Source organism: Dolichospermum sp. LEGE 00246 (genome assembly GCF_015207865.1).
GTDB lineage: Bacteria > Cyanobacteriota > Cyanobacteriia > Cyanobacteriales > Nostocaceae > Dolichospermum > Dolichospermum heterosporum.
Map to the genome: position 1 here is coordinate 1 of NZ_JADEWA010000021.1, position 26,320 is coordinate 26,320.

Below are 26,320 nucleotides of genomic sequence, written 5' to 3' on the forward strand. Positions count from 1 at the left end.
GGCAAGCAGGGGGAGAAGAGAGGCACCGGGGGCAGGGGAGGGAAGAACAGAAGTTTTTTCCGATCATTACCCGTCAAAATAAATTTGACGAACTACTAGTTTAAAAGCAACTATATACCCAATTTACTTGTTTAAAAATCAAACTGCTATGACTAATACAACTACAAACGAAACAAATAATAATGAACTCAAACATAAAATTTCACAGTTGTTGGGGGAGTATCAACAATCCCGTTCTGAAAGAGTCCGCAATCAGCTAGTACAACTCAATTTAGGACTAGTCAGAAAGGAAGCGTATTATTGGATTAATCAGTGCGATGAGAGCTATGAGGATCTTATTCAAGTAGGCTGTATAGGCTTAATTAAAGCAATTGAGAAATTTGAACTTACTAAGGGCAATGCTTTTAGTTCCTATGCGATGCCCTATATTCGGGGTGAAATTCAACACTATCTGCGAGATAAAGGTGTAACTGTAAGAATACCCAGACGGTGGTTAGCACTACAACAACAAGCTGTTGGGCTTTCTCGTTCTCTCCGTGAACAATATAATCGCCAACCTACTGATAGGGAATTAGCTGTGGCATTGCAAATTTCTCTGAGTGAATGGCAAGAAATTAAATTAGCATGGATTAATCGCGCCCCTTTAAGTTTGGATGTACCTATACAAGATGGGGAAGAAGGTTCTACTTGTTTGGGTGAGTTAGTTCCAGATACTAAATATCGCAGTTTTCAACTAGCTCAAGAAGACCAAATTCGTTTACAACAAGCTCTGATTAAGTTAGAAAAACGGACTCGTGAGGTTGTTGAGTGTGTGTTCTTGTACGATTTAACTCAAAAATAAGTAGCAGCACACTTAGATATTAGTGTTGTCACAGTTTCTCGCCAAGTCAAGAAAGGCTTAGACTTGTTGAAAAAGATTATGCTTGGTGCGGCAGAAGATTAGTTATGGAATGGGATTCCGAAATACCAAAATTTAGGTTATAAAGAAGACAGAATTAAGCCTGTGGTCTAAAATAAGGGCTGATCAGCAACATTATATTCCTATAAACAAACTTTCCTATAGTTTTCAAGAACAGCTAATGAGTAAAAATTCCCATATTGCTGCCGCAGCTATTTTAACAACCTTGGTACTTACTGGATGTACTGTAGGTGAACCACCAACAGCTACTAATCCTGCCAGTCCTCAATCAAATCTTAGTCTTCAAGCAACTACTCCGAAGCCGGCACAGCTACCGTCTTTGACTCAACCTTTTAATAATCCTCTTGTATCTAGTAAACTACCCGTGAGTCCTGGTTCAGTTGACAGTTTGATTCAACCAACAAATGGTACGGAGCGTTTGTTGGTGGTACAGAGAGGAAGAACTGATCCTTTTGGGCAAATTGTAGAGTCAACAGGTGTGACAACAACTAAGCTCCCTGGGGAGAAAATTGCTGTTCCTAAATTACCCCCTTTACCTACAGCAACTCAGCCGAAACCAATAAAAACAATAGCAACTAAACCCGTAATTTTGTTACCGAAGAAGCCATTACAGATCGCCCGAAAACCCTTGATCAGACCAGTTTTACCTACGGTTTTGGCTGGATCTGTACCGTCTCCTAAACTGAAGACGATATTACCACCAGCACCACAACCAGAAACGGCTAAAGGTGTGATTGTGACTGGTGTAATTTTAATTGGTAAAGTACCTCAAGCAATTGTACAAGTACCGGATGAGCCAAATAGTAGATATGTACAACCAGGACAAAGACTGGTGAATGGGGTGTTGGTAAAACGGATTGAAATGGGCAAAGGCTCTAATCCGACTGTGATTTTGGAACAGTACGGTGTGGAAGTTGCTAAACAAGTAGGGGAACAACCAGTTAAAGTATCTAAACCAGCTACTACAGCTTCTGTGGGTAATCCTATTTCGATGGTGAAGCCGATGGGAAATCTTGTGGGGGTGGCTTCATAGCTATGAATTTACAAGAGCAAATAACATTTGCTGGTTTACCTTTGGCTGTATATCGGGAAGTGGCGGCGCATCTTCGTCAGGTGGTAGGTGTGGAAGTGGGACTAATTTCCCAAACATCTGTGGAGTTTGATTACAACCAAAGTCAAGTTTCTGGCTTATGGGTTTCATGGACACCAACTGCTGATGCGGAAAGTCGGGAAAAGTTTAAGCAGATAGTGGCTTATTATCAAAATCGCTATAAGTAGGTTAAGAAAAGATAGCTAGGTTAAACTGACAAGCAGGTTAATGCAAAATATTTATTGGCTGCTCTTCGGTTTAGGCGTTATTTATAATGGAAAACTGGCAATTTCTGATACAGAAACAGGGGGATCATACTTGGCGCACGTTGGAGTCGTCAAATTTGGAGATTTGGGCAGGTAATTACCGAGTTTTGGCTCGTTCTGGTCTAAATAATACGGATGTTGATGTGCGAGTTACCCATATATCTACTGAAGAAGTTCCGCCGAAGCGGAGACTTCTGAAGCGATCGCGCCGGACTAATAGTGAAGGACTGATGGCTGTAATTCCTTTTACCCACTTTAAACCAGGGATTTGGGAATTACGCTGCTCTGGGGATATTATGTCAGATATGCTGGGTCAGTCCTGGCAACGTACCCTCATTATTCAGGTATCACCCCTAGAAACTAGCCCTACACTGCCTCCTCAACTGGTTGAGGAAGGTGATCTGGCTGTGGCGACTGATGCTGATACTGAAGTCAGTATTGTGATGAATCACGGTACTCCCGTCTGGTTTAAGGGGGAAACAACTGAGCAGATTTTACAAAACTTATTAGATTTAGCTTTACCTGAAGATGAACCCTTACTAGATGAGGAGACTATTGAAAATGCGCCGATTTTACCACCACCTCTACTACTGAATCTGAGTTTAGATCAAGATACTTATATTGTTCGTTGGGGGGACAATTTTACGATTCATGGTGATGTGGAAGTAAATGAAATAGAGAATCTGGAAGATGAAGGATTTTCTCTGGGGGGACTTTACCAACTCCGGCTAGAAATTGCATTGCGATCGCCCTTAGAATCAAAAGTTATCAACCGGATTCAGCAGCCATTAACAAATCAAGTCTTACCTTTTGGTTTTAGCAGTTTGATTAATATTCCCCTCAACTGTGAATCTAAGTTACTTTTAGCAGATATTAATTTATATGGTGCATTAACTGATGTTGGTGAGATCATTCTTTTGGCTAATCATACCTTCACGATTACAGCCAATGTCACTGAATTACTAGCACGACAAACTTTCCCATCCCATTCCAGTTACGCTTTACCAGAAATAAATTCACCGATTAAGCCTAAGCCCTCTATCAAGATTCGATTAGAACTTTTTAATGTGGCTAAAACGCCAAATTTAGCCCAGTTTCACATTTTAAAGCCCTCTCCAAACCAACCTTTGCCACCCCAGATTAAACCTCTGGTATCCTTGAAAGTTTTTTCACCACAATTACCAAATTTACCTCAAAATCCCACACCTGAGATTACTACTGATTCGCCACCAAACTCTCTGGCAAAAACCCTGGCTATTCATCCAATTGATTTGAAAAAGTTGGTAATTAAACCAGTCCATGCTACTTTACCTTACTTGAAACGGTTGCAGGTTAAGCGGACTCCAGGGGAAACAGTCACTGATCAGTTAGATGTTGTTGAGAAAGAATTAGCACCTCTGAATAAATCTCCAATTTTACCGACTTTAGGAACTTCATCAGTAAAAATATTGAAATCACCAATTGATGAGTCTATCCTGGAGGACACATCCTATGCGGAATTAATCGCGGGAATTGTGGCGGAGGGGAACTGCTTACAGCAGGAGTTTGCGATCGCAGATGAGGAATTGAATGTGGTTGATTCTCAGGAAAATTACTTAATTCCCCAGGATGAGGAATTGAATGTGGTTGATTCTCAGGAGGATTCCTCTCTCTTACAACAATGGGTGGACAGTCAAGGATACTTGTTAATTGAAGCTGGTTCTGAAGAATCCTTAGACAATGATGCTGATGAGGAAATAGCAACTCAGGTAGATTCTCTTGCTGACAATCTTCTTTTAGAACTTAATGAACCGGAAATAGTCACTATCACCAGTCCAATCACAACCCAGCCGGGATGGTTGTCTCAAGAAATAGTTATAGATAATCTGGTGGTGACAGAGGATGGGGATAATTTGGGTGATGAAGTGATAGAGGATCATAATTATTCTCTTGTCTCGGAGGATAAAGCTACACCGGAGAAATCTGGCGTGATCATGGAGTCTTTACCAACTCCCCAATTGTCTTTACCAGAGGGTGAACTTGTTGCGGGTACATCTGTAATGGTGCGTGTAACAATACCCGAAGTTTCATCTGCGTTAGCTATTAAGTTATGGGTGGAAGATTACCAAACTCGGAGTCTCCTGGATGGACCACATATTCTATCAGATTTACGTTCTAATGCTTGGGGAGAAGAAGAAACGGCAATTTACCTCAAAGTTCCTTTTGGCTGCTTAGAAATTCGCTTATCGGCGATCGCTCTTGATCAGACTACTCAGCAGGAAAGTGACAAATTCACCATTGTTAAGTCAGTAATTCCCCCTAATTTACCAACCATAGAACTGGATGAAATGTTGGGAATGTAAAAAGCTGTGTTAAAAATCTTGATAATTTGGCAAATTAGGGAGGGTTTTGCAGTAAGCTCAATTTGAATTGTAGTAAGACTTTACAGGACTCTAATTCTATGTCAAGTTCATTTTTGCCTACTATTTTGGCTTATTCCTCCTTTTTACCCTCTATCCTCGTTCCCCTAACTGGCTTGGTTTTACCAGCAGTTATTTTCGCATTTTTGTTTTCATACATTGAAAGCGAAGATATTGCTTAATTAGAGTATGGGTAATTGGTTAACGTGAGTTCGACACGGAGAGGGGTTGGGGTTCACCGAATTCACGTTCGGTTACTTGATTTTTTCGCCAATTACTTATTTACAAACAAAACCGCCTAAATCAACGATTTAGGCGGTTTTTATAGCGATTTTTGCAGAATAAGTTCAGAAATGATAATCAAGCAAAAATCCAGTTTTTTGTATTTTTAATTGCTATCTTCTTCCAGAATAGTAGTTACCAGGTAGGTGAGGACAGAAATTGGTGAAAAAAGTCATAACACAAAAGACTTTCAAACTGCCTGTTCCCTATTCCCTATTCTCTGTTCCCTGCTATGGGATTACATTGAAGAACCAATTCCTGAGTAAGATCCATAAAAGAAAATACCTACAACAGTTATTACACCTAATCCTGCGATCGTAGCGACGACCCACAGAGGAATTCTTCCACTTCCAGACACAGTTTTTTCCTCACTTACAAAAATTGTCAATTGTCAGTCGTCAGTTGTCGGTTGTCAGTCGTCAGTCGTCAGTTGTCGGTTGTCAGTTGTCGGTTGTCAGTTGTCGGTTGTCAGTTGTCGGTTGTCGGTTGTCGGTTGTCGGTTGTCAGTTGTCGGTTGTCGGTTGTCAGTTGTCAGTTGAGAATATTCTTTCTGTAACCTATTACCAATTACCAATTACCAATTACCTATTACCAATTACCTATTACCAATTACCAATTACCTATTACCAATTACCTATTACCTATTACCTAACTAGCAACTGACGTTAAAAAGTCCAGTTAGTTAAAGAAGTAACTGGAAAATAGAATTCCCAGAACGAAGACTAATAGTAGTCCAAGATAGAGAGAGGTACGGTTTAATTCAACCGGTTGTTGATTGGGATTAGGCGTTCTTTCCATGATTAACTCCTAGCGTTGGATAAACTGCATTGAGGCGATCGCGCCCAAAAAGAATACAGTAGGGACAGCTAAGGTATGCACCGCGATCCATCTGACTGTAAAAATGGGATAGGTAACTGGTTGATTGATGTTATTACCGCTAGTCATGATCTCAAATTACTTTCCAATAAATGTTTCTACTTGTTTTTTTGCGTCAAAACGATCACTTACAATTGGCACTTCTTGACGGACTTGAGTAAAATACTCATTAGGACGAGGTGTACCAAACACATCATAAGCCAGACCAGTGCTGACAAATAACCAACCAGCGACAAACAATGCGGGAATGGTGATGCTGTGAATTACCCAGTAACGAATACTGGTAACGATGTCAGCAAACGGACGTTCTCCAGTGGTACCTGCCATTTATTTCACTCCCTTATCAAAAACTATTATTGAGTTTATTATCCTACAAAGTTTAGACAGAGTTACAACTTACAACTTTCTTCTGGCGAATACATCCATAGTTGGGTGTAATTAAGCCGCTGGGGCTGTTGTTGCCTCTGGTTTGGGGTTATATTTGAGTAAAACACCGCGATCGCCAATGATAAAGCCTTGATCAGGGCTAAAAAATACAATTTTGTAAAGATTAGCTGCAACTGTTTCTACATCACGGTCTTTTTCCCAAGTTTTACCACCATCAGTGCTGCGGAGTAAATTACCGCTACCACCACCGACCCAAATTTCTTCAGGTGTCCGATAAGCTAAATCCAGTAAACCCCAACTTGTAGATAACTCTGGATATTCCCCCTCTAACCACTCTTCAGGTTTTGTCGGATCACTAAACTGCACCTGACCACCCCGTGCTAACAACCACATTTGTCCATCGTTAGTAAAACCCATATTTTCCAAACGACGGGAACTATTGCGGTTGTGGGGTTGCCAAGCATCTTGACCAGGTTCCCAAGTGGAGTAAAAACTCCCTTTCGCAGAAACAGCGATATACTTACCATCGGGCGATCGCTCTAGGTTTCTCACCACACCAACTGCGGCTTCCAAATTAGCTTTCCAGTTTTGACCACCATCTATCGTTTGATAAATTGCCCCAACATCAGTAGCCATTTCCGCCTTATTTTCAGCTAGTGCTGTAATGGCAATTGGATTACCAGGTAACTTTTCGCTTAAAGAAATCCGTGACCAAGACTTACCCTCATCAGTAGTGTGGAGTAGCAGAGAAGGTTCTCCGGCAATCCAACCTTCCTGACCAGAGAAACTCACCGAGTTAAACCGATATCGAGGATCATCCAACTCTAATTTTAGCGGTTGCCAAGTCTCACCACCATCATTAGTTTCCAAGAGAGTGGCATTACCACCCACCAAATAACCATGTTGAGAGTTACCAGTAAAGCCAATATCTAACAACTTTGCATCCGTGGGAACATTAATCACTTGCCAGGGATTGTAGCTAAGAGAAGAAACACTACTACACCCAATACAAGCGATAACTACTATTAATGCGGCAACAAACTTTTGCCACTTTTTTACAATTGAGTGCATCAGTATTACTGAGGTTTTCCTAAATTTGGTAGATTTTTGTCGAATTCCCTGCAAAGAGAAGTTCTTCCTGTTCCCCGTTCCCCGTTCCCTGTTCCCTGTTGCTCGTAAATAAAGATAGCTGTTTTTACTGTAGTCCGTAAAGGCTAATGAAAAACAAGAATCCCAGAGCCAAAGCCCCAAAAATCAAAATGTTCTTTTGAGTTGGTGTCAGCTTATTACCACCTAAACCGTAACCCAAATTCTCCTTGAAACCAGAGGCAGTACCCGCCGGTCCAATATTCGCAAAAGCAGTTTTCTTGGCTATGCAAACTGGACAACGCCAATTTGTCGGTAGTTCCGCAAAAAGTGTTCCTGGGGGAACATCACTTTTATCGTCTCCCTTCTCAGGTTCATAAACATAGCCGCAAGAGCGACACTCATAGCGGTCTAACACTGGAGTTTCCATAGCTTGTTCAGCTTGTTCACTCATGGCTTTTAGTCTCGCTTTAGGGGAATTGTTAAATATACGTTACAAATTATGACATAATTGTTGGACTTTTCTATCACTAATCAAAAGGATTCAAATACAAGGATCTACTCTGTTGCCCAGATTTCAGAAAACCCTAAAAGATATAATGTAAAAGAACATTATCCATATATTTCACTGAACACTTGTCAGTTGCCACCTATCAAGCCATAAAACTGATAACTGATAGCTTATTACCTTACACCATTAGCGGTAGAAAAACATTGTGTTTGTTCTTAGCGGTTACGAGTACCTTCTAGGCTTTTTCATCCTGTGTAGCCTAGTACCAGTCCTAGCACTGTCAGCCTCAAAAATTCTTAGACCCAGTGGGAACAGTCTAGAAAGACGCACTACCTACGAATGCGGACTAGAACCTACTGGCGGAGCTTGGATTCAGTTCAACATTCGCTACTATATGTTTGCTCTAGTCTTCGTTGTTTTTGACGTAGAAACAGTATTTTTGTATCCTTGGGCAGTTGCATTTAACCGTTTGGGTTTATTGGCATTTATCGAAGCCCTAGTCTTTATTTCGATTCTTATCATCGCCTTAGTTTACGCATGGCGGAAAGGAGCTTTGGAATGGTCTTAAATTCTCATATCATCACCCAGGACACAGAAAAAATCATCAACCCCATTCAACGTCCTACAGTCACCCACGAACTGTCAGAAAACGTGATTTTAACCACCGTTGATGACCTTTACAACTGGGCGCGGCTTTCTAGCTTGTGGCCTTTACTATTTGGTACAGCTTGTTGCTTCATTGAATTTGCGGCATTAATCGGCTCTCGCTTCGACTTTGACCGTTTTGGGTTAATTCCCCGTTGCAGCCCCCGACAAGCCGATTTAATCATCACTGCCGGGACAATTACCATGAAGATGGCTCCCCAATTGGTGCGTCTTTATGAACAAATGCCCGAACCCAAGTATGTGATTGCTATGGGTGCTTGTACAATCACTGGGGGAATGTTTAGCGTTGACTCCCCGACAGCAGTGCGCGGAGTTGATAAGCTAATTCCTGTAGATGTGTATTTGCCTGGCTGTCCGCCCCGTCCAGAAGCGATTATTGACGCAATTATTAAACTGCGGAAGAAAATTGCCAACGAGTCCATGCAGGAACGGGATAACATCAAGCAAGTCCACCGTTACTACAGTACAACTCATAATATGAAACCAGTTCCCGACATATTAACGGGTAAGTATATGCAGTCAGATACTCGCTTTAACCCGCCCAAGGAACTAACCGAAGCAATTGGTATGGCTGTACCCCCAGGACTGTTGACAGCAAAGACACAGAAGGAGGAACAAGCACGTGGCTGAAGAAGAATCGAAACCAGTTCCCGTAGCGGAATCAGCTTTAATTCAACCCGGTAAAGTTTCCCAATGGTTAGCGGAAAATGGCTTTTTCCATGAGTTTGTAGAACTTGACGCTAACGGAGTAGAAATAATTAAAGTCCCTGCAAATTTTCTACTTCCCATCTCTACAGCTTTGTACGCCTATGGGTTTAATTATCTGCAATTTCAGGGCGGTATTGACTTAGGTGCAGGAGAAGAATTGGTAAGTGTTTATCATTTACTCAAAGTTAGTGATAATGCTGACCGTCCTGAAGAAATCAGGGTGAAAGTGTTTTTACCCAGAGAAAATCCCTCTGTACCTTCAGTTTACTGGATTTGGAAAACAGCAGACTGGCAAGAACGGGAAACCTATGATATGTATGGCATCATCTATGAAGGTCATCCTAACTTGAAACGGATTTTGATGCCAGAAGATTGGGTAGGTTGGCCCTTACGAAAGGATTACATCTCACCTGATTTTTACGAGTTACAAAACGCTTATTAAGTATTGCTGGAATTGAATTTTCAGTAGTAACAATTAACCCCTTTCCAGTCGTGGAGAGGGGTTTGAATTGTCAGCATTTATTTATGTAGGGTTTGCTGGTAGCGTAGTGTTAGCCATATAAAACTAAAACCGTTTTTAGTATAAAGTTCCCTGTTCCCAAATCAGGATACCCAAGATAAAAGGATAAACAGGATAAGGAAATCCATATAAAATAATTGGCGTTGTTAAATTGAGGTATAAACATCAAAAATTCCATTTTTCAAACTCTTACTCTTTGCGCCTTTGCGTGAGACGAATTTATACTTTTATCTACCAACGCCAAATAATTAAATCTTGAAAATCCTCAAATCCTGAAAATCCTGATTCAGAGCATAAAAACTATTTCACACCAGCTAATTCCTTCTTAAAAAAAGCTTGTAAAACAGTTTCCGCAATTTGAGGACTACTCAAACCCAATGCTGCAAAAGATTGATCCGGCGTAGCATGATCTACCAAAATATCAGGGACACCAATCCGCTTCACAGGGACAACAATATCAGCATCAAGTAAAGCCTCAGCCACAGCAGAACCAAAACCACCCATTAAACAACCTTCCTCCAAAGTCACAACCCGACCAATTTGTTTAGCCAAAGGTAAAATCAACTCAGTATCCAAAGGCTTAACAAAACGAGCATTAATTACAGTTGCTTCAATCCCATGTTCGCTGAGAATTTCCGCCGCTTGCATTGCTGGGTAAACCATCGTACCATAGCCAACAATCAACACATCATCCCCTTGACGAAGAATTTCCCCCTTCCCGATTTCCAACGATTCCCAGCCTTCCTCCATTAAGGGGACACCGTGACCATTGCCACGAGGGAACCGCATAGCAATAGGTCCATCTGTGTAATTAATCCCAGTTACAACCATCCGTTGTAATTCCGCCTCATCCTTGGGAGCCATGACCACAATATTCGGGATACAACGCAGATAAGCAATATCATACATCCCTTGGTGAGTCGGACCATCAGCCCCAACAATCCCCGCCCGATCTAAACAGAAGAATACAGGTAGATTTTGAATGCAAACATCGTGAATAATTTGGTCAAAGGCACGTTGCAAGAAAGTGGAATAAATAGCAGCCACAGGACGCATACCTTCACAGGCTAAACCAGCAGCCAAAGTAATGGCGTGTTGTTCAGCAATACCCACATCAATATACTGATTAGGTAATTTAGCTTGTAGTTTATCTAAGCCTGTACCAGTAGCCATTGCGGCTGTGATACCGACAATTTTAGGATTTTGTTCCGCCAGTGTTACTAAAGTATGAGAAAAGACCTTAGCGTAAGCAGGAGGTTTAGGTTTACTAGAAGGAATCGCTTTACCAGTAGCCAAATTAAAGGGAGTTTGAGCGTGGTAGCCGACTTGATCTTTTTCTGCTAGTTCATAGCCTTTACCCTTAGTTGTGACTACATGAACCAAAACCGGGCCAGTAATTTGGTGTGCTTGTTGGAATGTGGCAATTAATTCCTCTAAATTATGCCCATCAACTGGACCCATGTAAGTAAAGCCCAATTCTTCAAAAACAGCGCCGACCTTGGGAACTGCTAACCGCTTCATCCCTTCCTTGATGCGCTCAAGTTCGGGAGACAGGGAATCACCCACAAAAGGCAGATGTTTTAACTGTTCTTCAATTCCATCGGAGAGAAATTGCACCGGCGCACTCAGACGCATTTTATTCAGATAACGAGGAATCGCCCCCACGTTAGGAGAAATGGACATCTCATTGTCATTGAGAACCACCAGGAGATTAGTTTTCGGGAGGTGTCCAGCGTGGTTAATGGCTTCTAGCGCCATACCCCCTGTTAAGGCCCCATCACCAATTACAGCAACAGTTTTAAATTTTTCCCCTTTTAAGTCGCGGGCTAAAGCCATCCCTAAAGCAGCGGAAATACTGGTAGAAGCGTGTCCTGCGCCAAAATGATCAAATTTGTTCTCGCAGCGTTTGAGATAACCTGCAACGCCATCTTTTTGACGGAGAGTATCGAAATTACTGTAGCGTCCGGTAATTAATTTGTGGGGATAAGCTTGATGTCCCACATCCCATGTGACTTTATCCCGATCTAAATCTAGGGTTTGGTAAAGTCCTAGTGTTAATTCGACAACGCCCAAACCAGGACCCAAATGCCCTCCAAAGGCTGCTACGGTTTGTAGGTGCTTCTCACGAATTTGACGGGCAATTTGTTGCAACTGCCGAATTGACAACCCATGCAACTGGTTAGGATGGGTAATTTCACTCAAGTGCATATTATCGGCTTTTCCTTTCTAGGTCTTCTTTTGGCATGATCTTATTTTCCCACTTCCGGTGGCTTCTAAAATCTGACTGTCGTTAATTGTTGTTGTTTAACTATAACTTTTGTACGTTTTTCAGGTTCATAGATAAATTTTGGCTTCATTCTTGGATGAGAATAGTATCAATGTTAAATCTTGATTTTAACTGTATATTAATCTGGTAACTGGCATAAATTAAGTAATTGGACAAAAATATTTACAGTCATTGCGAGGGAGGGGAAGCAATCACAACCCTGGGAATTGCTTCATTTCACTTCGTTGCATATGACTAACGCCACGCTGCGCTAACGCAATGACATTGTGTAATTAATTCTGTCTCACTACTTGTAACCTCCCAAAACCGCCAAACACCTAATCAACTGCTTTTTGGTGGTTTTTGGAACGTTAGATGTAATCAGAGCGTCATTAAATACAGGATGGAATGGGAAAACATCAGGATCTTCTTTCTTCCTAGAGAAGACATATAATAGGGTTTTCAGGCTTTTGGGTGGGGTAATGGAAATGAATAGCCAAGCAAAAATAAAAATAAAATAACTTTAATGTGTATATTCAGTTTCTAGAGGTGATAATATCATCACCGCCAAAAGGTTTGACAAAATCCTATTTTGAGAATTGATAGTTGATACCAAATAGCTACCATAAGTTTTTTGTAAAATAAATGGTCTGCTATATGACTAAAACTAGTTATTGGTATATAAATCTGACAATTTGTCTAATTACTGGCATTCATGAAATTATTGAAGTGAGGAGTGAGCATGAAATTATTAGTACGTTGGGGCTTGACATTGGGTTTGGCTGGTAGTGTGATGTTTGGCGGAATATTAGGAATCAATAATCTGCAAGCCTTAGCTCTACCACAGGAGCAAGTGGTAAAAACTTTACAAGAAGTACCCGTTTTTACACTAACTAATGCCCAAGGAGAATTTGTAGTTATCTCTAGGAAAAATCAATCAAAGACTATTTCCCAGGTAGGCTTTTTTCTGAGCAAGAAAGATGCTCAGATTTTTCTAGAACAGCGACTAAAAAAAGAAAATCCTCAGTTAGCAAGCACTATTAGAATCACACCTCTTTCTTTAGCAGAATACTATAAATTAGTTGTAGAAAATAATAAGAAGAAAGACTCTAATGTAGTTTTTAGCTTAGTTCCTAGTAAACAACAAGTGGATCAAGCAATAATTATGCTGAATACCAGCGGTAAAACAGACAAAAAATTTGATGGTATTCCTTTGTTTGTGCCAAAATTTAAGCAAGACAATAGCTATTTAACAATTCCCAAAGGACAAGCAGGAAAGGAGCGATTAATTCCCTTCTATTTTGAAAAAGAACAAGCAGTGGCTCTTTTAGAAGCATTTAAAAAGGCTAAACCACAGGAAGCAGCTAATACAGAAATTCAAGTATTAGATTTGTATAGAGTGATTGACACACTCAGTAGCAGTAATGATCCCAGCACTAATAAAATTTTCTTGTTTCCTTCACGGGAATCAATAGAATTTATTCGTTCCATAGTTCCCGCTCAACCCAAAAAATAGAAAATCATTTTTACCTCCTGATATGTTAAAGCCAAATTATAAGGTTTCTGGATTAGAACTTTGGCAGTGGCGAACAACCGCAATTCAAGCGGCTATAGCTGCGGATGTATCCCCAATGGAGGTAGATTGGCTATTATTAACAATAGCTAATTTAGACCGCTTGGCACTGCGTTTAGAGTCTTTCAAAACATGGCAGGAAATCCCCATACAATTGTCTTTAACAGAATTAGAGCAATTGTGGCAAAGGCGATTAGATGACCGTTTACCGGTTCAGTATATTGCAGGGACGACAGCTTGGCGGAAGTTTCAACTCACGGTATCCAATGCGGTCTTAATTCCTAGACCAGAAACAGAAATATTGATTGATTTGGCTGTGGCTGCTGCTAATGGTGGAATGAAAGCTGGACATTGGGCGGATTTGGGGACGGGTAGTGGGGCGATATCCATTGGTTTAGCTGAAGTCTTTACAGATGCGATGATTCATGCTGTAGACATTAGTCCCGCTGCTTTAGCCGTAGCTCAAACCAATGCTGAAAATTTGGGTTTTCAGGAACGGATTCAATTTTATCAGGGTTCTTGGTGGCAACCTCTAGAATCTCTCAAGGGTCAGTTTAGCGGTATGGTATCCAATCCACCCTATATCCCTAGTCATACTGTCTTAACTTTACAGCCGGAAGTGGTGAAACATGAACCCCATTTAGCTTTAGATGGTGGTAAGGATGGTTTAGACTATATCCGTCATTTAATTAATGTTTCCCCTGATTATTTGCGTCCTGGAGGGCTGTGGTTAATTGAAATGATGGCAGGACAGGCGGAAATGGTGCGGGAATTATTGGTAAGTAATGGGAATTATGGCAATATTTCTATTCATGCTGATTTAGCGGGAATTGAACGTTTTGCTGTGGCTTGTAAGCAAAATATTGTCTGATAGCGTAGCGTGGCGCAAGCCATATCAGGATTTTCAGGATTTGAGGATTTTCAGGATTGTTGTTGGAGACTTTTGGGAATGGGAAGGATTTTGATTTGAATAATATTGTCTGAATCAGGATATCCAGGATTTGAGGATTTTCAGGATTGTGGTTGGAGACTTTTGGGAATGGGAAAGATTTTGATTTGAATAGTCAGTAATAACAAAAATATCGTCGAAATTACCATTTAGATAGAATAAATGTTCTCAAAAATCTAAATTCCAAAGAACATAACATCAAACAAAATTATCCTGAAAATCCTTAAATCGGTGGATTCATTATTCTTATGCTAACCGAGTTGGTTATGGTTCACACCGAGCTTTGCGTCGCTTTACAAAATTTGCTCGTTCTAGTAAATATATCTTTCAATCTTATATTCGTAAATACTTCCCGAGTATAGATCATCAAATCTTAAAATCTCTAATTCACCGCAAAATTAAATGTGCTGATACCCTCTGGTTACTTGATAAAATCATAGACCATAGTAATGAACAAGAGTTGGTAGTGCATTATTTTCCCGGAGATGACTTATTATCACCTTTAGGAAGAAGACGTGGTTTACCTATTGGTAATTTGACAAGTCAATTTATGGCAAATGTCTACTTAAACGGTTTTGACCATTTTATCAAAGATCAACTTAAATGTAAAAAGTATATTCGCTACGTTGATGATTTTGCTTTATTTGGTGATGATAAAATCTTTTTAGCTAATGCCAGAATTTCTATTGAAGGATATTTAGCCAGTCTAAGATTAAAAATTCACCCAATTAAAAGCCAATTATTTGAGACTAAACACGGAGCAAATTTTGTCGGTTTTCGTGTTTTACCTAAGCAAATTAAAGTCCGTAGTAATAGCTTACGTCAAAGCGTCAAAAGAATTAAGAAAACTATCTCACAATATCAACGAGGGATTTTGGACAAAGAAACAATCAGACAATTTTTGCAAAGCTGGTTTGCTCATTTACAGCATGGTGACACATGGAGATTAAGAAAAAATATTCTTTCTACTGTTTTCCATCATCTTGAAGATTCAGATGCTAAAAATCCTTAAATCTTGAAAATCCTAATACTGACGAATGAACAGCCTATATATATGGGCGCACACTTTTCCACTCTTAACATAACCATAGTCGAAACTCAGAATTTTGTCAAGCACCAATTTATAATAAAAACTGGGTTACAGAGGGTGGACAATGGCCACCCTCCACTTAATCCAAAATTGCTTAAACTAGGGCTGGTACGGGAATTTCTAAGTGAGGATATAATGGGAAGCGATCGCACAATGCGGCCACTCTCATTAAACAATCTTTAGTTACTGTATCTGAATCTGGGGAAAGTAGGCGATCGCTAATAATATTCGCAACTTCCGTAAATTCTGCCACACCGAAACCTCTAGTTGTCATCGCTGGAGAACCCAATCTTAAACCACTGGTAACAAAAGGTGATTCAGTATCAAAGGGAACTGTATTCTTATTCGCGGTGATATTCACAGTGCTAACCAGTTGATCTCCTTTCTTCCCAGTCATGCCAACAGAACGTAAATCTACTAACATCAAGTGATTATCAGTGCCATTAGACACTAATTTAAAGCCTCTGTTTTGTAATTGAGTAGCCATCGACCGAGCATTTGCAATCACCCGCCCAGAATAGTCTGTAAACTCAGGTTTAAGAGCTTCACCAAAAGCCACAGCCTTACCAGCAATGACGTGTTCTAGTGGTCCACCTTGAGTTCCGGGGAAAACTGATTTATCCAGCTTTTTACCCAAGTCGGCATCACGGGTCAAAATCAAGCCGCCGCGAGGACCACGTAAGGTTTTATGAGTTGTAGTTGTGACGACATCACAATAAGGCAGAGGATTGGGATGATGACCAGTAGCGACTAAACCAGCAATGTGAGCAATATCTGCAAGTAAATAAGCGCCAACTTCATCAGCAATACTGCGGAACTTTTCAAAGTCAATAATCCGAGGATAGGCTGAATAACCACAAATCAACAGTTTAGGACGTTCTTTGATCGCTAAATCACGGATTTGGTCATAGTCTAGTTGTTCGGTTTCTTTACTTACGCCATAATGACGGACTTGAAACCATTTACCAGAAACATTCACTGGTGAACCGTGAGTCAGGTGTCCTCCATGAGATAAGTCCATACCCATAATTGTGTCTCCTGGTTGCAGCAGGGTCAGGAAGACGGCAAAATTAGCTTGGGCGCCGGAATGGGGTTGAACATTGGCATGAGCCGCACCAAATAGCTGTTTAGCTCGGTCAATGGCTATTTGTTCAATTTTGTCAACAAACTCGCAACCGCCATAATAGCGTTTACCGGGTAAGCCTTCGGCGTATTTATTGGTTAATACTGAACCTTGGGCAGCTAATACGGCGGCGGAGGTAAAGTTTTCACTGGCAATTAATTCCAGGTGATCACGTTGACGCTGTAATTCTTGGTTAATTAGTTCATTAATGGCAGGATCGGAGCTTTTTAGCAGGTCTGAGTTAGTTTTTGTCATTTTTTATGATGCTGATAAAGTTGATGAAAATTGAAATTGGGGTTAAACCTATTACCAAAGTTGTAAATTAGGCAATTTGTTTATTATAAGAATTTAGACGGAAAACCTTTGGAGACTTCCAAGAAATAAATTATCCTAAGAAACGAACCACAGAGGCACAGAGTACACAGAGAGAGAATTTCTGCATCAGTTTTGGGACATTTTTTTATTTGGAAGTCTCTTGAGAACGGGGAAAGTAATTATCTAAGAATTGTTGACTTTAATCAACGTGGTAGCCTGAAGTTATGTATTATTTTGTACTTAAACTCACAAAATTACCAGAGATACAAGATACAATAAAACTAGGTTTGATGAACAACTTTTTGTTATTAACTCAAGTTGCTAAGTAATTGGACAAAAATATTTACAGTCATTGCGAGCGAAGGGAAGCAATCACAACCCTTGGAATTGCTTCATTTCACTTTGTTCCATATGGCTAACGCCACGCAACGCTAACGCAATGACATTGTGTAATTAATTCTGTCTCACTACTTGGTTATCTCGTTGAGGCTGGTAATGGGTAATTGGTAATAGGTAATTGGTAAAAAAAGCTCTGGTTTCATCCTGTTCATCCTTTAATCCTGGACATCCTGATTCTGACAATTTACCTAACTAGCGACTTACATTAAGTAGGTGAACACAATAAAACCAAACTGTGTAAAGAGACGTAAAATCCCTGAAAACTTCTTTACTCTTGCCTATTGCCTATTGCCTCTTGCCTATTGCCTCTTGCCTTGCTATAACGACAATTTTCAACGTCAACCTACTTATTACCAACATTTTTTGAGATTGCTCTATTGAAAACCAGGAGGGGTTGAGATGTTAGTCATTTTCATGGACAATCAAATCCTTAGCTCTGAAAAGGTCTGTCAGTCTTGTTTACTAGCAAATGGTAGTGGACAACCTCGCTGGGGTGGAGGTAAACTGCGCTGTGGTCAAGCAATTAATAAGTTTACAGAACAACAGCCAGATCAATATGAGTGTGTGATGGGCTTTCGTGTCGCCAATATAAAATAGATTTGTCAGCAAGGTCAAGCATCTGCGTTATCCTAAGCTCAATAGCTGTTGAAATTTAGCCACAGGAGAACACAAAATGTCTTGGCGCGGGTCTACAACTTTCCCTGAGCGAATTTTCGCTTGTTTACCTTATTTGCTGCCTTTAATTGAGGTATTTGCTTTTGGTCAGTTTTTAATGAATGATTTTCCCCTTTTAAAACTGATATTTTTACCTCTGTTCCCACTGTTAAAAATTTACTATGGTGTCCGCTTTGCGGGGATGATTATTTTCTTTGCTTTGTGGTTGTTGGTGGTCAGAAACGAGAAAATTCATCATTTTATTCGTTTTAACACGATGCAAGCCATCATTTTAGATATTGTGATCTTTTTATGTAGCATCTTGACTGATATTGTGAAATTAGTTCCTGGTAGTGGATTTGCTATGCAAACACTGTTTACAACTATTTTTATGGGAATATTAGCAGCCGTTGTTTATTCCGTTGCTCAGTCTTTAATGGGGAAGTATGCGGAAATTCCCGCGATTTCCGATGCAGTACATATGCAGGTACCCTAACGCCCCACAACTGTGTTTTCTAGGCGACCAATTCCTTCGATTTCCACACGGATGCGATCGCCTATTTGCAAAGCCCCTACCCCCATCGGTGTACCAGTTAATACTATATCCCCAGGTAATAAAGTCATCACTTGACTGATATAAGACACCAAAAAATCCGGAGAAAATACCATTTGATCAATACAAGTAGACTGAACTGGGTGGGGATGATCATTCAGAAACGTCTGTAATCTCGCACCTGGGTTCAATTCTCGGACAATCCAAGGACCCAAAGGACAAAAAGTGTCAAAACCTTTGGCTCTAGTCCATTGGGGGTCTTTTTTCTGTAAATCCCTGGCTGTGACATCATTGGCAATGGTATAACCCCAAATTTTACTTTGGGCTTGGGCTGGGGTACAATCACAGGTGCGATCGCCAATCACCAAAGCCAATTCTCCTTCATAGTCTACCCGTTGAGACTGATAAGGGTACTTAATTTCTTTTTCCGACGCAATTACAGACGTAGGCGGTTTCAAAAAAATTAGCGGTTCAGCAGGTACAGGAGTCCCCATTTCCGCTGCATGATCAGCATAATTCTTACCTACACCCACAATTTTTGAAGGCGCACAAGGAGCTAGAATCGTGTAAGAATTGGATGGCAGGATTAAATCCGTAGGTTGACCATCCAACCAAGGTGGAGCATCTAGCACCTCCACATTCTGAGTAAGCTGGAGCAACCCATAGTGAATTTTCCCTTCTTGACTTTGAACTCGCACATATCGCTGCGCCATAAGTTTGACAAATATCCTTAAATATGCTTTCTTTCAGCAGAATGTGGTTAATGATTGCCATTGAAAACTTGTAAAATTATAAGATAAATATGGAAGACCTGATGAATTTAATTGACAAACTATACAAACTATCAACCAGTGGACAAATCCTGCTAAAAATTGTGTTAGTGTAGAATAGCTAAAAAATTGTCAAAATTCCTTGTTGCTTGAGATGTTGATCAATAAAATTATCGCTCACAGCAATGTTTGTGTGAATTAACACCTCTTCAGCCATTTTGTCCAAAAGGTAAATTTAAAAAACATGACCACAGTTTACGAAACCATGTACATCCTGCGTCCTGACTTGGGAGATGAACAGGTAGTACAACAAATTGCTAAATACGAAAACCTCATTCGTGAACACGGCGCTGAGAATATTGAAATTCAAAACCGTGGTAAACGTCGTCTAGCTTATGAAATTCAAAGACATCGTGATGGCGTTTATATTCAACTTAACTACACAGGTCCTGGAACAGTAATTGCTATCATGGAACGGGCGATGCGATTGAGCGAAGAAGTAATTCGTTATATGACCGTCAAGCAAGAAGTTCACCAAGAAAAACCAGCAGAAGAAGTTGTAGCAGCTTAATAACCGCGTTTTCTCAAGTGATTAGTTAGGATTTCAGCAGTATGGCTTGTGTCATGCTGCACCATCAAGAAATCAGGAGTCAGGAGTCAGGAGTCAGGAGTCAGCAAGCCTTAATTAATAATTCTATAAATATTTTAGATACAAGCAACTACTTATATACTAAACACGGGTGAGATATAAACTTTTGCAAAATGACAAAGAACCTAGATGTGTAGGAGTTTAGCACTGCTGATATGTGTCAACTTAATCTCAAATCCCTACCACATCTCGTTCCTAGTCTCTGACTAGGAATGCAGTTAATGAGGCTCTGCCTCTAATATTATTGAAGGCAGAGCCTTCTAGAATTCATTCCCAGTCAGAGACTGGGAATGAGGTAACTTGAGTTCTTTGCGGGATAGAGGTTTTACGTTAAGTTGACACCAATGAAGCTCTTGCTAAACCCCTACTTTAGAATCAAACAATCAAGTCGTTTTGAGATAGTACAGAAATCGCTAAATTATTTTAATCAAATTGCTCAGTATGTGATACAATCGGCGCAAGTCAAAAATCAAGTATAACTGTATATATATTAAGTAAGAGCTTTAAGTACCGTGAGCCAATCTGATATACCAAGCATCCAAGAACTGTCTACGGAAATATCCCAGTTGCACCAAGACTTGCAACTGCGTGATCAATTAGTTCAACAGTTATCACAGGAACTATTTCGGCTAGTCAAGGGGAATACTAACTTTACAGTACCAAAATCTGAGTCAGAGATAGATTCCAGCCAATTGCAAGCTTTAAGAGATCAAATCCAAGCTGTAGAACAACAGGTAACTTTCTACCAAGAACAAATTACGAATCGTGATACAGAGATATATCAATTACGCCAGTCTGTGCAGGAACTAACTGATCGTAGTCGAATGTTAGAGCAAGTAGTACAAGAATTGCCCCAAATTTACCGTCGTAAGTTTGAGGAACGCATGACACCAGTACGAGACAAGGTAACAATCCTACAACGAGAAAATCGCCAATTGCAAGCCGAATTGCAAAGTGTGAGTTACCGTTTAGCGCTCAAAAACCGCTACGCAAATCATGGTGGTATTGATTTACCGACTTTTCCTCGTTCAGAAGCGACAGCCGATAGTATACCTGCTCCCCAGAATGCGTGACATATTCCTACACTGCACTCCAGAAGTCAGTGTAGGCTTGACATAGTAAAAAGCGGACTCAGGTAATTTTAAATTTAAAACCTATTAGTAATACAATTTAGAGAACTCCACAAAAAGAAATGCCCAATGTCATTCTGTTCGTGCAGAGTGCCAGAGGCATTAGGAAACAAAGTGTAGTTGCTTACTCTTAGGGCAGGGAGACCCCGCCCCTACTGACAACTACTGCGTCTCTTTGGCTATATCTGATAAGTAGTGAGACAGAATTAATTACACAATGTCATTGCGTTAGCGCAGCGTGGCGTTAGCCATATATAACGAAGTGAAATGAAGCAATTCCAATGGTTGTGATTGCTTCCCTTCCCTCGCAATGACTGTAAATATTTTTGTCCAATTACTTATTAGATATTACTCATTATCCCCAATATCTCGCTTAATTGGAAGTTTTCACTTATAGCGACCGCCAAAGCTCTTACTTCTGCGACTCTGCGCCTCTGCGTGAAATAAATTCATATTTTCATGCACACCCACTTGTAACAAATCCAACCCTTGAGAAAAAATCTCATCAATTGGTAACATTTGCCCTTCTTCAGTCATGAATTTATGATCTTTTGTAGCGCGAATAATTGCGCCATTTTCTAATAAATATTCATAAACTTCCTGTTGTCCGCGATTATGCCATTGGGCAATTGACTGAGTATAAAGTATCCCATTACTATCAACAGTATAAACTTTACATTCAATTTGTTTTTCGACAATTTCCCCAATTTGTAAAAAACCATATTCAACAGTTAAAATTTCTGTGTCGTAACTTAAACAATATTCGGCAAACTTCAACATATCCCCAAATAAATGTTCAGAGACTTGGGGTACTACACCGTTTTTTGCAGAACCATCAATAAAATTTTGCTTTTGTTTCTCCATTTCTGATACTTTCTTTTTACCCATAGCGCGACGAAGTAAATCAGCTTGTCCTAAACTATAACCAGCCATATCTTGAGCAATTTTCATAATTTGCTCTTGATAAACCATGATTCCGTAGGTTTCATTTAAGATTGGTTCTAAAATTTGAGTATCATATTCAATTTCTTCTCGTCCATGTTTACGATTAATAAATTTAGGAATTAATCCGGCATCTAATGGACCTGGACGATACAATGCTAAAATAGAAGAAATATCTTCAATGTTTGAAGGTTTCAAATCTCGGACTATTTGTTTCATTCCTGAAGATTCTAATTGAAATATTCCTTCTAAATCACCAGCTTCTAATAGTGAATAAGCTTTAGCAACATCTTTTGGTAAGTTAGTATGATCACCTTTGGCTAATATTTTTTGTGCTTTTCTTTCTTGTCCGGTAATTTCATCAGGATCGATTTTATATCCTTTACTTTGTTCAATTAAATCAATTGTTTTTTGAATTAGGGTTAGATTCCGCAAACCCAAAAAGTCCATTTTTAATAATCCCAATGATTCTAAATCTTCCATGAAATATTGGGTAATTACAGAACCGTCATTATTACGTTGCAGGGGAACAAGTTCATCTAATGGTTCTGCGGAGATAACTACGCCAGCAGCATGAACACCGAAGGTTTTGTTAGTTCCTTCAATTCGCATCGCCATATCAATCCAGCGCCGGACAGTGGGATCATTATCATATTTGGCTTTAAATTCTGGTTCGGGTGTTTCATCTGAAATCATCACTTTTAGTTTAGTAGGTTTACCCCGGACTACAGGAATCATTTTTGCCATTTTGTCAGAATCCCCATAAGGAATATCTAATACTCTAGCGACATCTTTTAAAACTGCTTTGGATGTGAGACGGTTAAAAGTAATAATTTGAGCAACTCTATCAACACCATATTTATTAGTTACATAATCAATGACTTGATCTCGTTTATCAATGCAGAAATCTGTATCAATATCCGGCATTGATTTCCGTTCAGGATTGAGAAATCTTTCAAATAGTAAGCCATGATGTACGGGATCAATATTCGTAATTTTCATGGCATAAGCTACTAATGAACCAGCCGCAGAACCCCGTCCTGGACCAACGGGAATATTATTATCTCGCGCAAATTTGATGTAGTCCCACACTACTAAAAAGTAGGTAGAAAATCCCATTTGTTGAATCATTTTTAATTCATATTCCAATCTTTCTTTATAGACTTGATCTACTTCGTGGCGAGATTTACGATTTAATCTTTCTAAAAGTCCCAGCCATGCAACTTCTTCTGCATAAGTATCTGCTGTATGTCCTGAAGGGATTGTGGGTGTGGGAATTTGGGGATCACCCATGATGTGATAAGGTTCAACTTTATCGGCAATTTCTTCCGTTGTGGCGATCGCTTCAGCAATGATATCATCGGATAAATGGTCACGGAATAGCTGGTGCATTTCTTCTGATGATTTGAGGTATTCTGTGCCGCTATATCGCATTCTTTTATCTTCGCTAATGAGTTTACCTGTTTGAATACATAACAAGGCATCGTGGGATTCTACATCAAAGCATGAGATAAAATGGGAGTCGTTGGTGGCGATGAATTTAATTCCTAATTCTCTGGCAATTTTGACTATTTCTACATTAACAATTCGGTCTTCTTGAGAACCATGATCTTGAATTTCTAAATAAAAATCTTCCCCAAATACATCTTTATACCATTTGGCAACTTTTCTGGCTGCATCTGGACGATTACTCATGATTGCTTGGGGAATTTCTCCACCTAAACAAGCACTGGTAACTATTAAACCTTCATGATATTGTTTGAGTAAGTTTTTGTTAATACAAGGACGGGAAAAAATGCCTTTACCTTGAACACCTTGAAGGTGGGAAATTGTGGTTAATTTAACTAAGTTTTTATAACCTTTGGTATTTTTAGCTAATACGACTTGATGATATTTGGGACGGCGTTCTTGTTTGTCAATTTCACCGTTTAAAATGTACATTTCGTTGCCAATTATTGGTTTAACGTTCTTGTTGCGGCAGATTTTAATCAGTTCAACTGCGCCATACATGACACCATGATCTGTGAGGGCGATCGCTTTCATTCCTAATGCGATCGCTCTATCTACTAATTCTGGTAGTTGACTAGCACCATCAAGCAAGCTGTAATCACTATGAATATGTAAAGGAACAAATGACATATTAGTATTTGGTAGAGTAAGAGAATTTTAGATTAACAATGATATCAAGTAGTTGAGTTAATGATAACCCAATCGCGCATCTTTTACCAAAAGCTACATCATTCCCAATAATGGAGGCTTGATATCCTGATAAAAGTACACCGCTATTAGCTGCTAAATTTGCATACATATCATATAATAACTTATTATGACCAACTACAAACTACTCGCTATCTTTTAATTATGAATCAATCCAATAATGGTGGCATACTTGAACAGGTTGTCAATATAGTAATGGGTGTAAAAACTGGGAATCAAGAACAGTCTCTAAATACATCAGCAGTGGATACACAAGAACTAGATATCAAGGCAGTTCTAGTTTATAAATTAGGAACTATCCTACAAATAGGAGTGATGATTCTTGTATTGCTGGGAATGGAAAAATTGGTAACATTGATTGATAATAATTCTTTTTTTCCTAGTTGGTTTAGCACTTTAGTTACCGCATTATTTTTTGCTTTATTAAGTATCCGTTCCCGGATATTCTCCCTTTTAGATAATACTCGTTCTCGGACAACGTATGATCAAGTAATTAGACCAAAATGGTCTCCTCCACCTTTAGCATTTCCCATAGTTTGGATGATAATTGCAGTTTTGCGGGTAATTTCTTCGGTGTTAATTTGGCAGGAAATGAATCACCAATTTTTGATATTGCCGTTAATTATGTTTGTTATCCATCTAGCTTTAGGAGATACTTGGAATACGATTTTTACCGTAGAACGGAGATTAGGTGCTGCTGTTCCTATGGTGATTTTAGGTCCTTGGTTATCAGCTATAGTGGTGACAGCAATTTATTGGCAAACTGTTCCTTTAGCGGGAATGATTTTATCTTTTTCTTGTGTATGGCTAACTGTTGCTGCTGTGTTGGTATTGAGAATTTGGCAGTTAAATGGATCTGAGCCTTTGTATCCTTTAAAATTAGCTGTTGTGGAGAAATATACTCAAAACGGCTAGAAGCTGGACTTTTTTATCATACAAAGAACAGGGTTCAAAGCCTCTCCTTTGCACCTCTCCCTAATCCTCTCCTCTTAGGAGGAGGGAAAAGGAATAACATTTAATACTGGAGAGGTTTACCAGAGGGGTTTCATATTTGGTTAAACTATGAACCGTTTGCAGTATAAATAGGGTTTGCTGATAGCGTAGCGTGGCGTAAGCCATAAAAGTTGTCCGTGAAGCCAGGGAACAGTTTTAGCTATATGGATATCCTCAATTTTCCAAATCCGACAAGGAAAAATGCACCTATTTGGAGAAACCATCAACCAAAACCTGGCAATTTTTTGTGACAAGAATCCGCGAAACCTTTATTAATCAACGGTTTTAGCTTTATATGGCTAACGCCACGCTGCGCTGTCAGCAAGCCCTAAATAGTCACAATTATAGTAAGCTATGCGATGGCTACGCTCGTCAGAGGTTCCTCCACCTACCTATTTAACAAGAAAATTAAAAGTTGTTATAAAAAATATTAACAGTAGAAAGCCTTGCCATATCTAGGTTATAGCCATAAAGACGACCCAGGTTTCTAGATTTATCAAAAAATATTACGAAAACCCCTTTACAAATCGAAATATAAGGCTTACTATAAAGGCATGAGGTAGAAACACCTACCAGAACATACATAACTCAAACGCAATTATAAACACATGACAACCACCTTACAACAGCGCGAAAGTGCTAACGTATGGAGCCGCTTCTGCGAGTGGATTACAAGCACCGACAACCGTTTATACATCGGCTGGTTCGGCGTAATCATGATCCCTACCCTCCTATCTGCGATCGCTTGCTTCGTAATTGCATTCATCGCCGCACCTCCAGTTGACATTGATGGTATCCGCGAACCAGTCGCAGGTTCTCTACTCTACGGAAACAACATCATTTCCGGTGCAGTAGTTCCTTCCTCCAACGCTATTGGTTTACACTTCTACCCAATTTGGGAAGCTGCTTCCTTAGACGAGTGGTTGTATAACGGCGGTCCTTACCAGTTGGTAGTATTCCACTTCCTAATCGGTGTATTCTGCTACC

At 39.8% G+C, this 26,320-nt stretch carries 26 protein-coding genes and 4 pseudogenes; 18 read left to right on the plus strand and 12 right to left on the minus strand.

All coding sequences use genetic code 11. The features are described from left to right. Nucleotides 1-148 precede the first annotated feature (148 nt). From IQ228_RS02710 to psaI, 5 genes and pseudogenes are all read left to right on the plus strand, one after another. Nucleotides 149-943: pseudogene (locus IQ228_RS02710) on the plus strand (RNA polymerase sigma factor SigF). Between the two features lie 136 nt (nucleotides 944-1,079). Continuing rightward, complete coding sequence (locus tag IQ228_RS02715) at nucleotides 1,080-1,952, plus strand: hypothetical protein (RefSeq protein ID WP_193962101.1); 873 nt, start codon at nucleotides 1,080-1,082, stop codon at nucleotides 1,950-1,952. Between the two features lie 2 nt (nucleotides 1,953-1,954). Continuing rightward, the gene (locus IQ228_RS02720) at nucleotides 1,955-2,197 is read left to right on the plus strand and encodes a hypothetical protein (RefSeq protein ID WP_027404716.1); all 243 of its coding nucleotides are present in this window, start codon (nucleotides 1,955-1,957) and stop codon (nucleotides 2,195-2,197) included. Nucleotides 2,198-2,283: 86 nt separating this feature from the next. Beyond that, nucleotides 2,284-4,617 (plus strand): hypothetical protein, encoded by a 2,334-nt coding sequence (locus IQ228_RS02725; protein ID WP_193962102.1) that lies wholly within the window; start codon nucleotides 2,284-2,286, stop codon nucleotides 4,615-4,617. A 98-nt stretch (nucleotides 4,618-4,715) separates the two neighbouring features. After that, nucleotides 4,716-4,856, plus strand: a complete 141-nt coding sequence (psaI, locus tag IQ228_RS02730) for a photosystem I reaction center subunit VIII (RefSeq protein WP_071992853.1) — start codon at nucleotides 4,716-4,718, stop codon at nucleotides 4,854-4,856. Nucleotides 4,857-5,194: 338 nt separating this feature from the next. Here the strand turns inward: psaI and IQ228_RS02735 are convergent, their stop codons facing one another. Beyond that, nucleotides 5,195-5,314: a photosystem II reaction center protein J gene (locus IQ228_RS02735; protein WP_015081481.1), complete on the minus strand. Its 120-nt coding sequence runs from the start codon at nucleotides 5,312-5,314 to the stop codon at nucleotides 5,195-5,197. A gap of 23 nt (nucleotides 5,315-5,337) precedes the next feature. Here IQ228_RS02735 and IQ228_RS02740 point away from each other — a divergent pair, with 23 nt between their 5' ends. Then, on the plus strand, nucleotides 5,338-5,619 hold the full coding sequence (locus IQ228_RS02740) for a hypothetical protein (RefSeq protein ID WP_193962110.1): 282 nt from the start codon (nucleotides 5,338-5,340) through the stop codon (nucleotides 5,617-5,619). A 15-nt stretch (nucleotides 5,620-5,634) separates the two neighbouring features. On the opposite strand, the gene IQ228_RS02745 is transcribed toward IQ228_RS02740, so the two are convergent. The 5 genes from IQ228_RS02745 to IQ228_RS02765 form a co-directional block, all read right to left on the minus strand. Then, nucleotides 5,635-5,754 carry a photosystem II reaction center protein L gene (locus IQ228_RS02745; protein ID WP_015081482.1) on the minus strand — a complete coding sequence of 40 codons (120 nt, stop codon included), beginning with the start codon at nucleotides 5,752-5,754 and terminating at the stop codon, nucleotides 5,635-5,637. A gap of 9 nt (nucleotides 5,755-5,763) precedes the next feature. Continuing rightward, nucleotides 5,764-5,901, minus strand: coding sequence for a cytochrome b559 subunit beta (psbF, locus tag IQ228_RS02750; RefSeq protein ID WP_010997987.1), 138 nt, complete (start codon nucleotides 5,899-5,901; stop codon nucleotides 5,764-5,766). A 9-nt stretch (nucleotides 5,902-5,910) separates the two neighbouring features. Beyond that, entirely contained in the window at nucleotides 5,911-6,159 is a 249-nt protein-coding gene (gene psbE / locus IQ228_RS02755) for a cytochrome b559 subunit alpha (protein WP_027404718.1), read from the minus strand. A 111-nt stretch (nucleotides 6,160-6,270) separates the two neighbouring features. Beyond that, on the minus strand, nucleotides 6,271-7,290 hold the full coding sequence (locus IQ228_RS02760) for a photosynthesis system II assembly factor Ycf48 (RefSeq protein WP_027404719.1): 1,020 nt from the start codon (nucleotides 7,288-7,290) through the stop codon (nucleotides 6,271-6,273). Nucleotides 7,291-7,414: 124 nt separating this feature from the next. Then, the gene (locus tag IQ228_RS02765; RefSeq protein ID WP_027404720.1) at nucleotides 7,415-7,759 is read right to left on the minus strand and encodes a rubredoxin; all 345 of its coding nucleotides are present in this window, start codon (nucleotides 7,757-7,759) and stop codon (nucleotides 7,415-7,417) included. A 262-nt stretch (nucleotides 7,760-8,021) separates the two neighbouring features. Here IQ228_RS02765 and IQ228_RS02770 point away from each other — a divergent pair, with 262 nt between their 5' ends. Genes IQ228_RS02770 through IQ228_RS02780 form a run of 3 tightly spaced genes read left to right on the plus strand, consistent with a single transcriptional unit; the run spans nucleotide 8,022 to nucleotide 9,632 of the window. Continuing rightward, complete coding sequence (locus IQ228_RS02770; protein WP_027404721.1) at nucleotides 8,022-8,384, plus strand: NAD(P)H-quinone oxidoreductase subunit 3; 363 nt, start codon at nucleotides 8,022-8,024, stop codon at nucleotides 8,382-8,384. After that, nucleotides 8,375-9,112, plus strand: coding sequence for an NADH dehydrogenase subunit K (locus IQ228_RS02775; protein WP_193962103.1), 738 nt, complete (start codon nucleotides 8,375-8,377; stop codon nucleotides 9,110-9,112). Before IQ228_RS02770 ends, IQ228_RS02775 begins: the two co-directional genes overlap by 10 nt. Further along, a complete protein-coding gene (locus IQ228_RS02780; RefSeq protein WP_027404723.1) occupies nucleotides 9,105-9,632 on the plus strand; it encodes an NAD(P)H-quinone oxidoreductase subunit J in 528 nt (175 codons plus the stop codon). Before IQ228_RS02775 ends, IQ228_RS02780 begins: the two co-directional genes overlap by 8 nt. 378 nt (nucleotides 9,633-10,010) lie before the next feature. On the opposite strand, the gene dxs is transcribed toward IQ228_RS02780, so the two are convergent. After that, a complete protein-coding gene (dxs, locus tag IQ228_RS02785; protein WP_027404724.1) occupies nucleotides 10,011-11,918 on the minus strand; it encodes a 1-deoxy-D-xylulose-5-phosphate synthase in 1,908 nt (635 codons plus the stop codon). An 800-nt stretch (nucleotides 11,919-12,718) separates the two neighbouring features. Between dxs and IQ228_RS02790 the strand changes: the two genes are divergently transcribed. From IQ228_RS02790 to IQ228_RS02800, 3 genes and pseudogenes are all read left to right on the plus strand, one after another. After that, complete coding sequence (locus IQ228_RS02790; protein WP_027404725.1) at nucleotides 12,719-13,492, plus strand: Tic22 family protein; 774 nt, start codon at nucleotides 12,719-12,721, stop codon at nucleotides 13,490-13,492. 22 nt (nucleotides 13,493-13,514) lie between these two features. Further along, nucleotides 13,515-14,420 (plus strand): peptide chain release factor N(5)-glutamine methyltransferase, encoded by a 906-nt coding sequence (gene prmC / locus IQ228_RS02795; protein WP_193962104.1) that lies wholly within the window; start codon nucleotides 13,515-13,517, stop codon nucleotides 14,418-14,420. Between the two features lie 322 nt (nucleotides 14,421-14,742). Continuing rightward, a pseudogene (locus tag IQ228_RS02800) lies at nucleotides 14,743-15,510 on the plus strand (RNA-directed DNA polymerase); the annotation flags it as partial. A 172-nt stretch (nucleotides 15,511-15,682) separates the two neighbouring features. Here the strand turns inward: IQ228_RS02800 and glyA are convergent. Beyond that, nucleotides 15,683-16,966, minus strand: a complete 1,284-nt coding sequence (gene glyA / locus IQ228_RS02805) for a serine hydroxymethyltransferase (RefSeq protein WP_193962105.1) — start codon at nucleotides 16,964-16,966, stop codon at nucleotides 15,683-15,685. A 513-nt stretch (nucleotides 16,967-17,479) separates the two neighbouring features. Beyond that, nucleotides 17,480-17,608: a hypothetical protein gene (locus tag IQ228_RS27025; protein ID WP_255549937.1), complete on the minus strand. Its 129-nt coding sequence runs from the start codon at nucleotides 17,606-17,608 to the stop codon at nucleotides 17,480-17,482. A 216-nt stretch (nucleotides 17,609-17,824) separates the two neighbouring features. Between IQ228_RS27025 and IQ228_RS02810 the strand changes: the two genes are divergently transcribed. Together IQ228_RS02810 and IQ228_RS02815 are read left to right on the plus strand one after the other, a co-directional pair. Then, nucleotides 17,825-18,022, plus strand: a complete 198-nt coding sequence (locus IQ228_RS02810; protein ID WP_039205056.1) for a hypothetical protein — start codon at nucleotides 17,825-17,827, stop codon at nucleotides 18,020-18,022. A gap of 76 nt (nucleotides 18,023-18,098) precedes the next feature. Continuing rightward, nucleotides 18,099-18,575 carry a Tic20 family protein gene (locus IQ228_RS02815; RefSeq protein ID WP_193962106.1) on the plus strand — a complete coding sequence of 159 codons (477 nt, stop codon included), beginning with the start codon at nucleotides 18,099-18,101 and terminating at the stop codon, nucleotides 18,573-18,575. Here the strand turns inward: IQ228_RS02815 and IQ228_RS02820 are convergent. Continuing rightward, nucleotides 18,572-19,345, minus strand: coding sequence for a fumarylacetoacetate hydrolase family protein (locus IQ228_RS02820; protein WP_193962107.1), 774 nt, complete (start codon nucleotides 19,343-19,345; stop codon nucleotides 18,572-18,574). The genes IQ228_RS02815 and IQ228_RS02820 overlap by 4 nt on opposite strands. Before the next feature lie 301 nt (nucleotides 19,346-19,646). Here IQ228_RS02820 and rpsF point away from each other — a divergent pair, with 301 nt between their 5' ends. Further along, the gene (rpsF, locus tag IQ228_RS02825; protein WP_027404731.1) at nucleotides 19,647-19,973 is read left to right on the plus strand and encodes a 30S ribosomal protein S6; all 327 of its coding nucleotides are present in this window, start codon (nucleotides 19,647-19,649) and stop codon (nucleotides 19,971-19,973) included. A gap of 590 nt (nucleotides 19,974-20,563) precedes the next feature. Further along, a complete protein-coding gene (locus IQ228_RS02830; RefSeq protein WP_027404732.1) occupies nucleotides 20,564-21,124 on the plus strand; it encodes an Npun_F5560 family protein in 561 nt (186 codons plus the stop codon). Nucleotides 21,125-21,649: 525 nt separating this feature from the next. Here the strand turns inward: IQ228_RS02830 and IQ228_RS02835 are convergent. Together IQ228_RS02835 and IQ228_RS02840 are read right to left on the minus strand one after the other, a co-directional pair. Beyond that, nucleotides 21,650-24,262 (minus strand): annotated as a pseudogene (locus IQ228_RS02835) (DNA polymerase III subunit alpha); the annotation flags it as partial. Between the two features lies 1 nt (nucleotide 24,263). Beyond that, a complete protein-coding gene (locus IQ228_RS02840; protein ID WP_160170660.1) occupies nucleotides 24,264-24,431 on the minus strand; it encodes a hypothetical protein in 168 nt (55 codons plus the stop codon). Between the two features lie 53 nt (nucleotides 24,432-24,484). On the opposite strand from IQ228_RS02840, the gene IQ228_RS02845 reads away from it, so the two are divergent. Together IQ228_RS02845 and IQ228_RS02850 are read left to right on the plus strand one after the other, a co-directional pair. After that, on the plus strand, nucleotides 24,485-25,255 hold the full coding sequence (locus tag IQ228_RS02845) for a TspO/MBR family protein (protein WP_193962108.1): 771 nt from the start codon (nucleotides 24,485-24,487) through the stop codon (nucleotides 25,253-25,255). A gap of 686 nt (nucleotides 25,256-25,941) precedes the next feature. After that, nucleotides 25,942-26,320, plus strand: a pseudogene (locus IQ228_RS02850) (photosystem II q(b) protein); the annotation flags it as partial.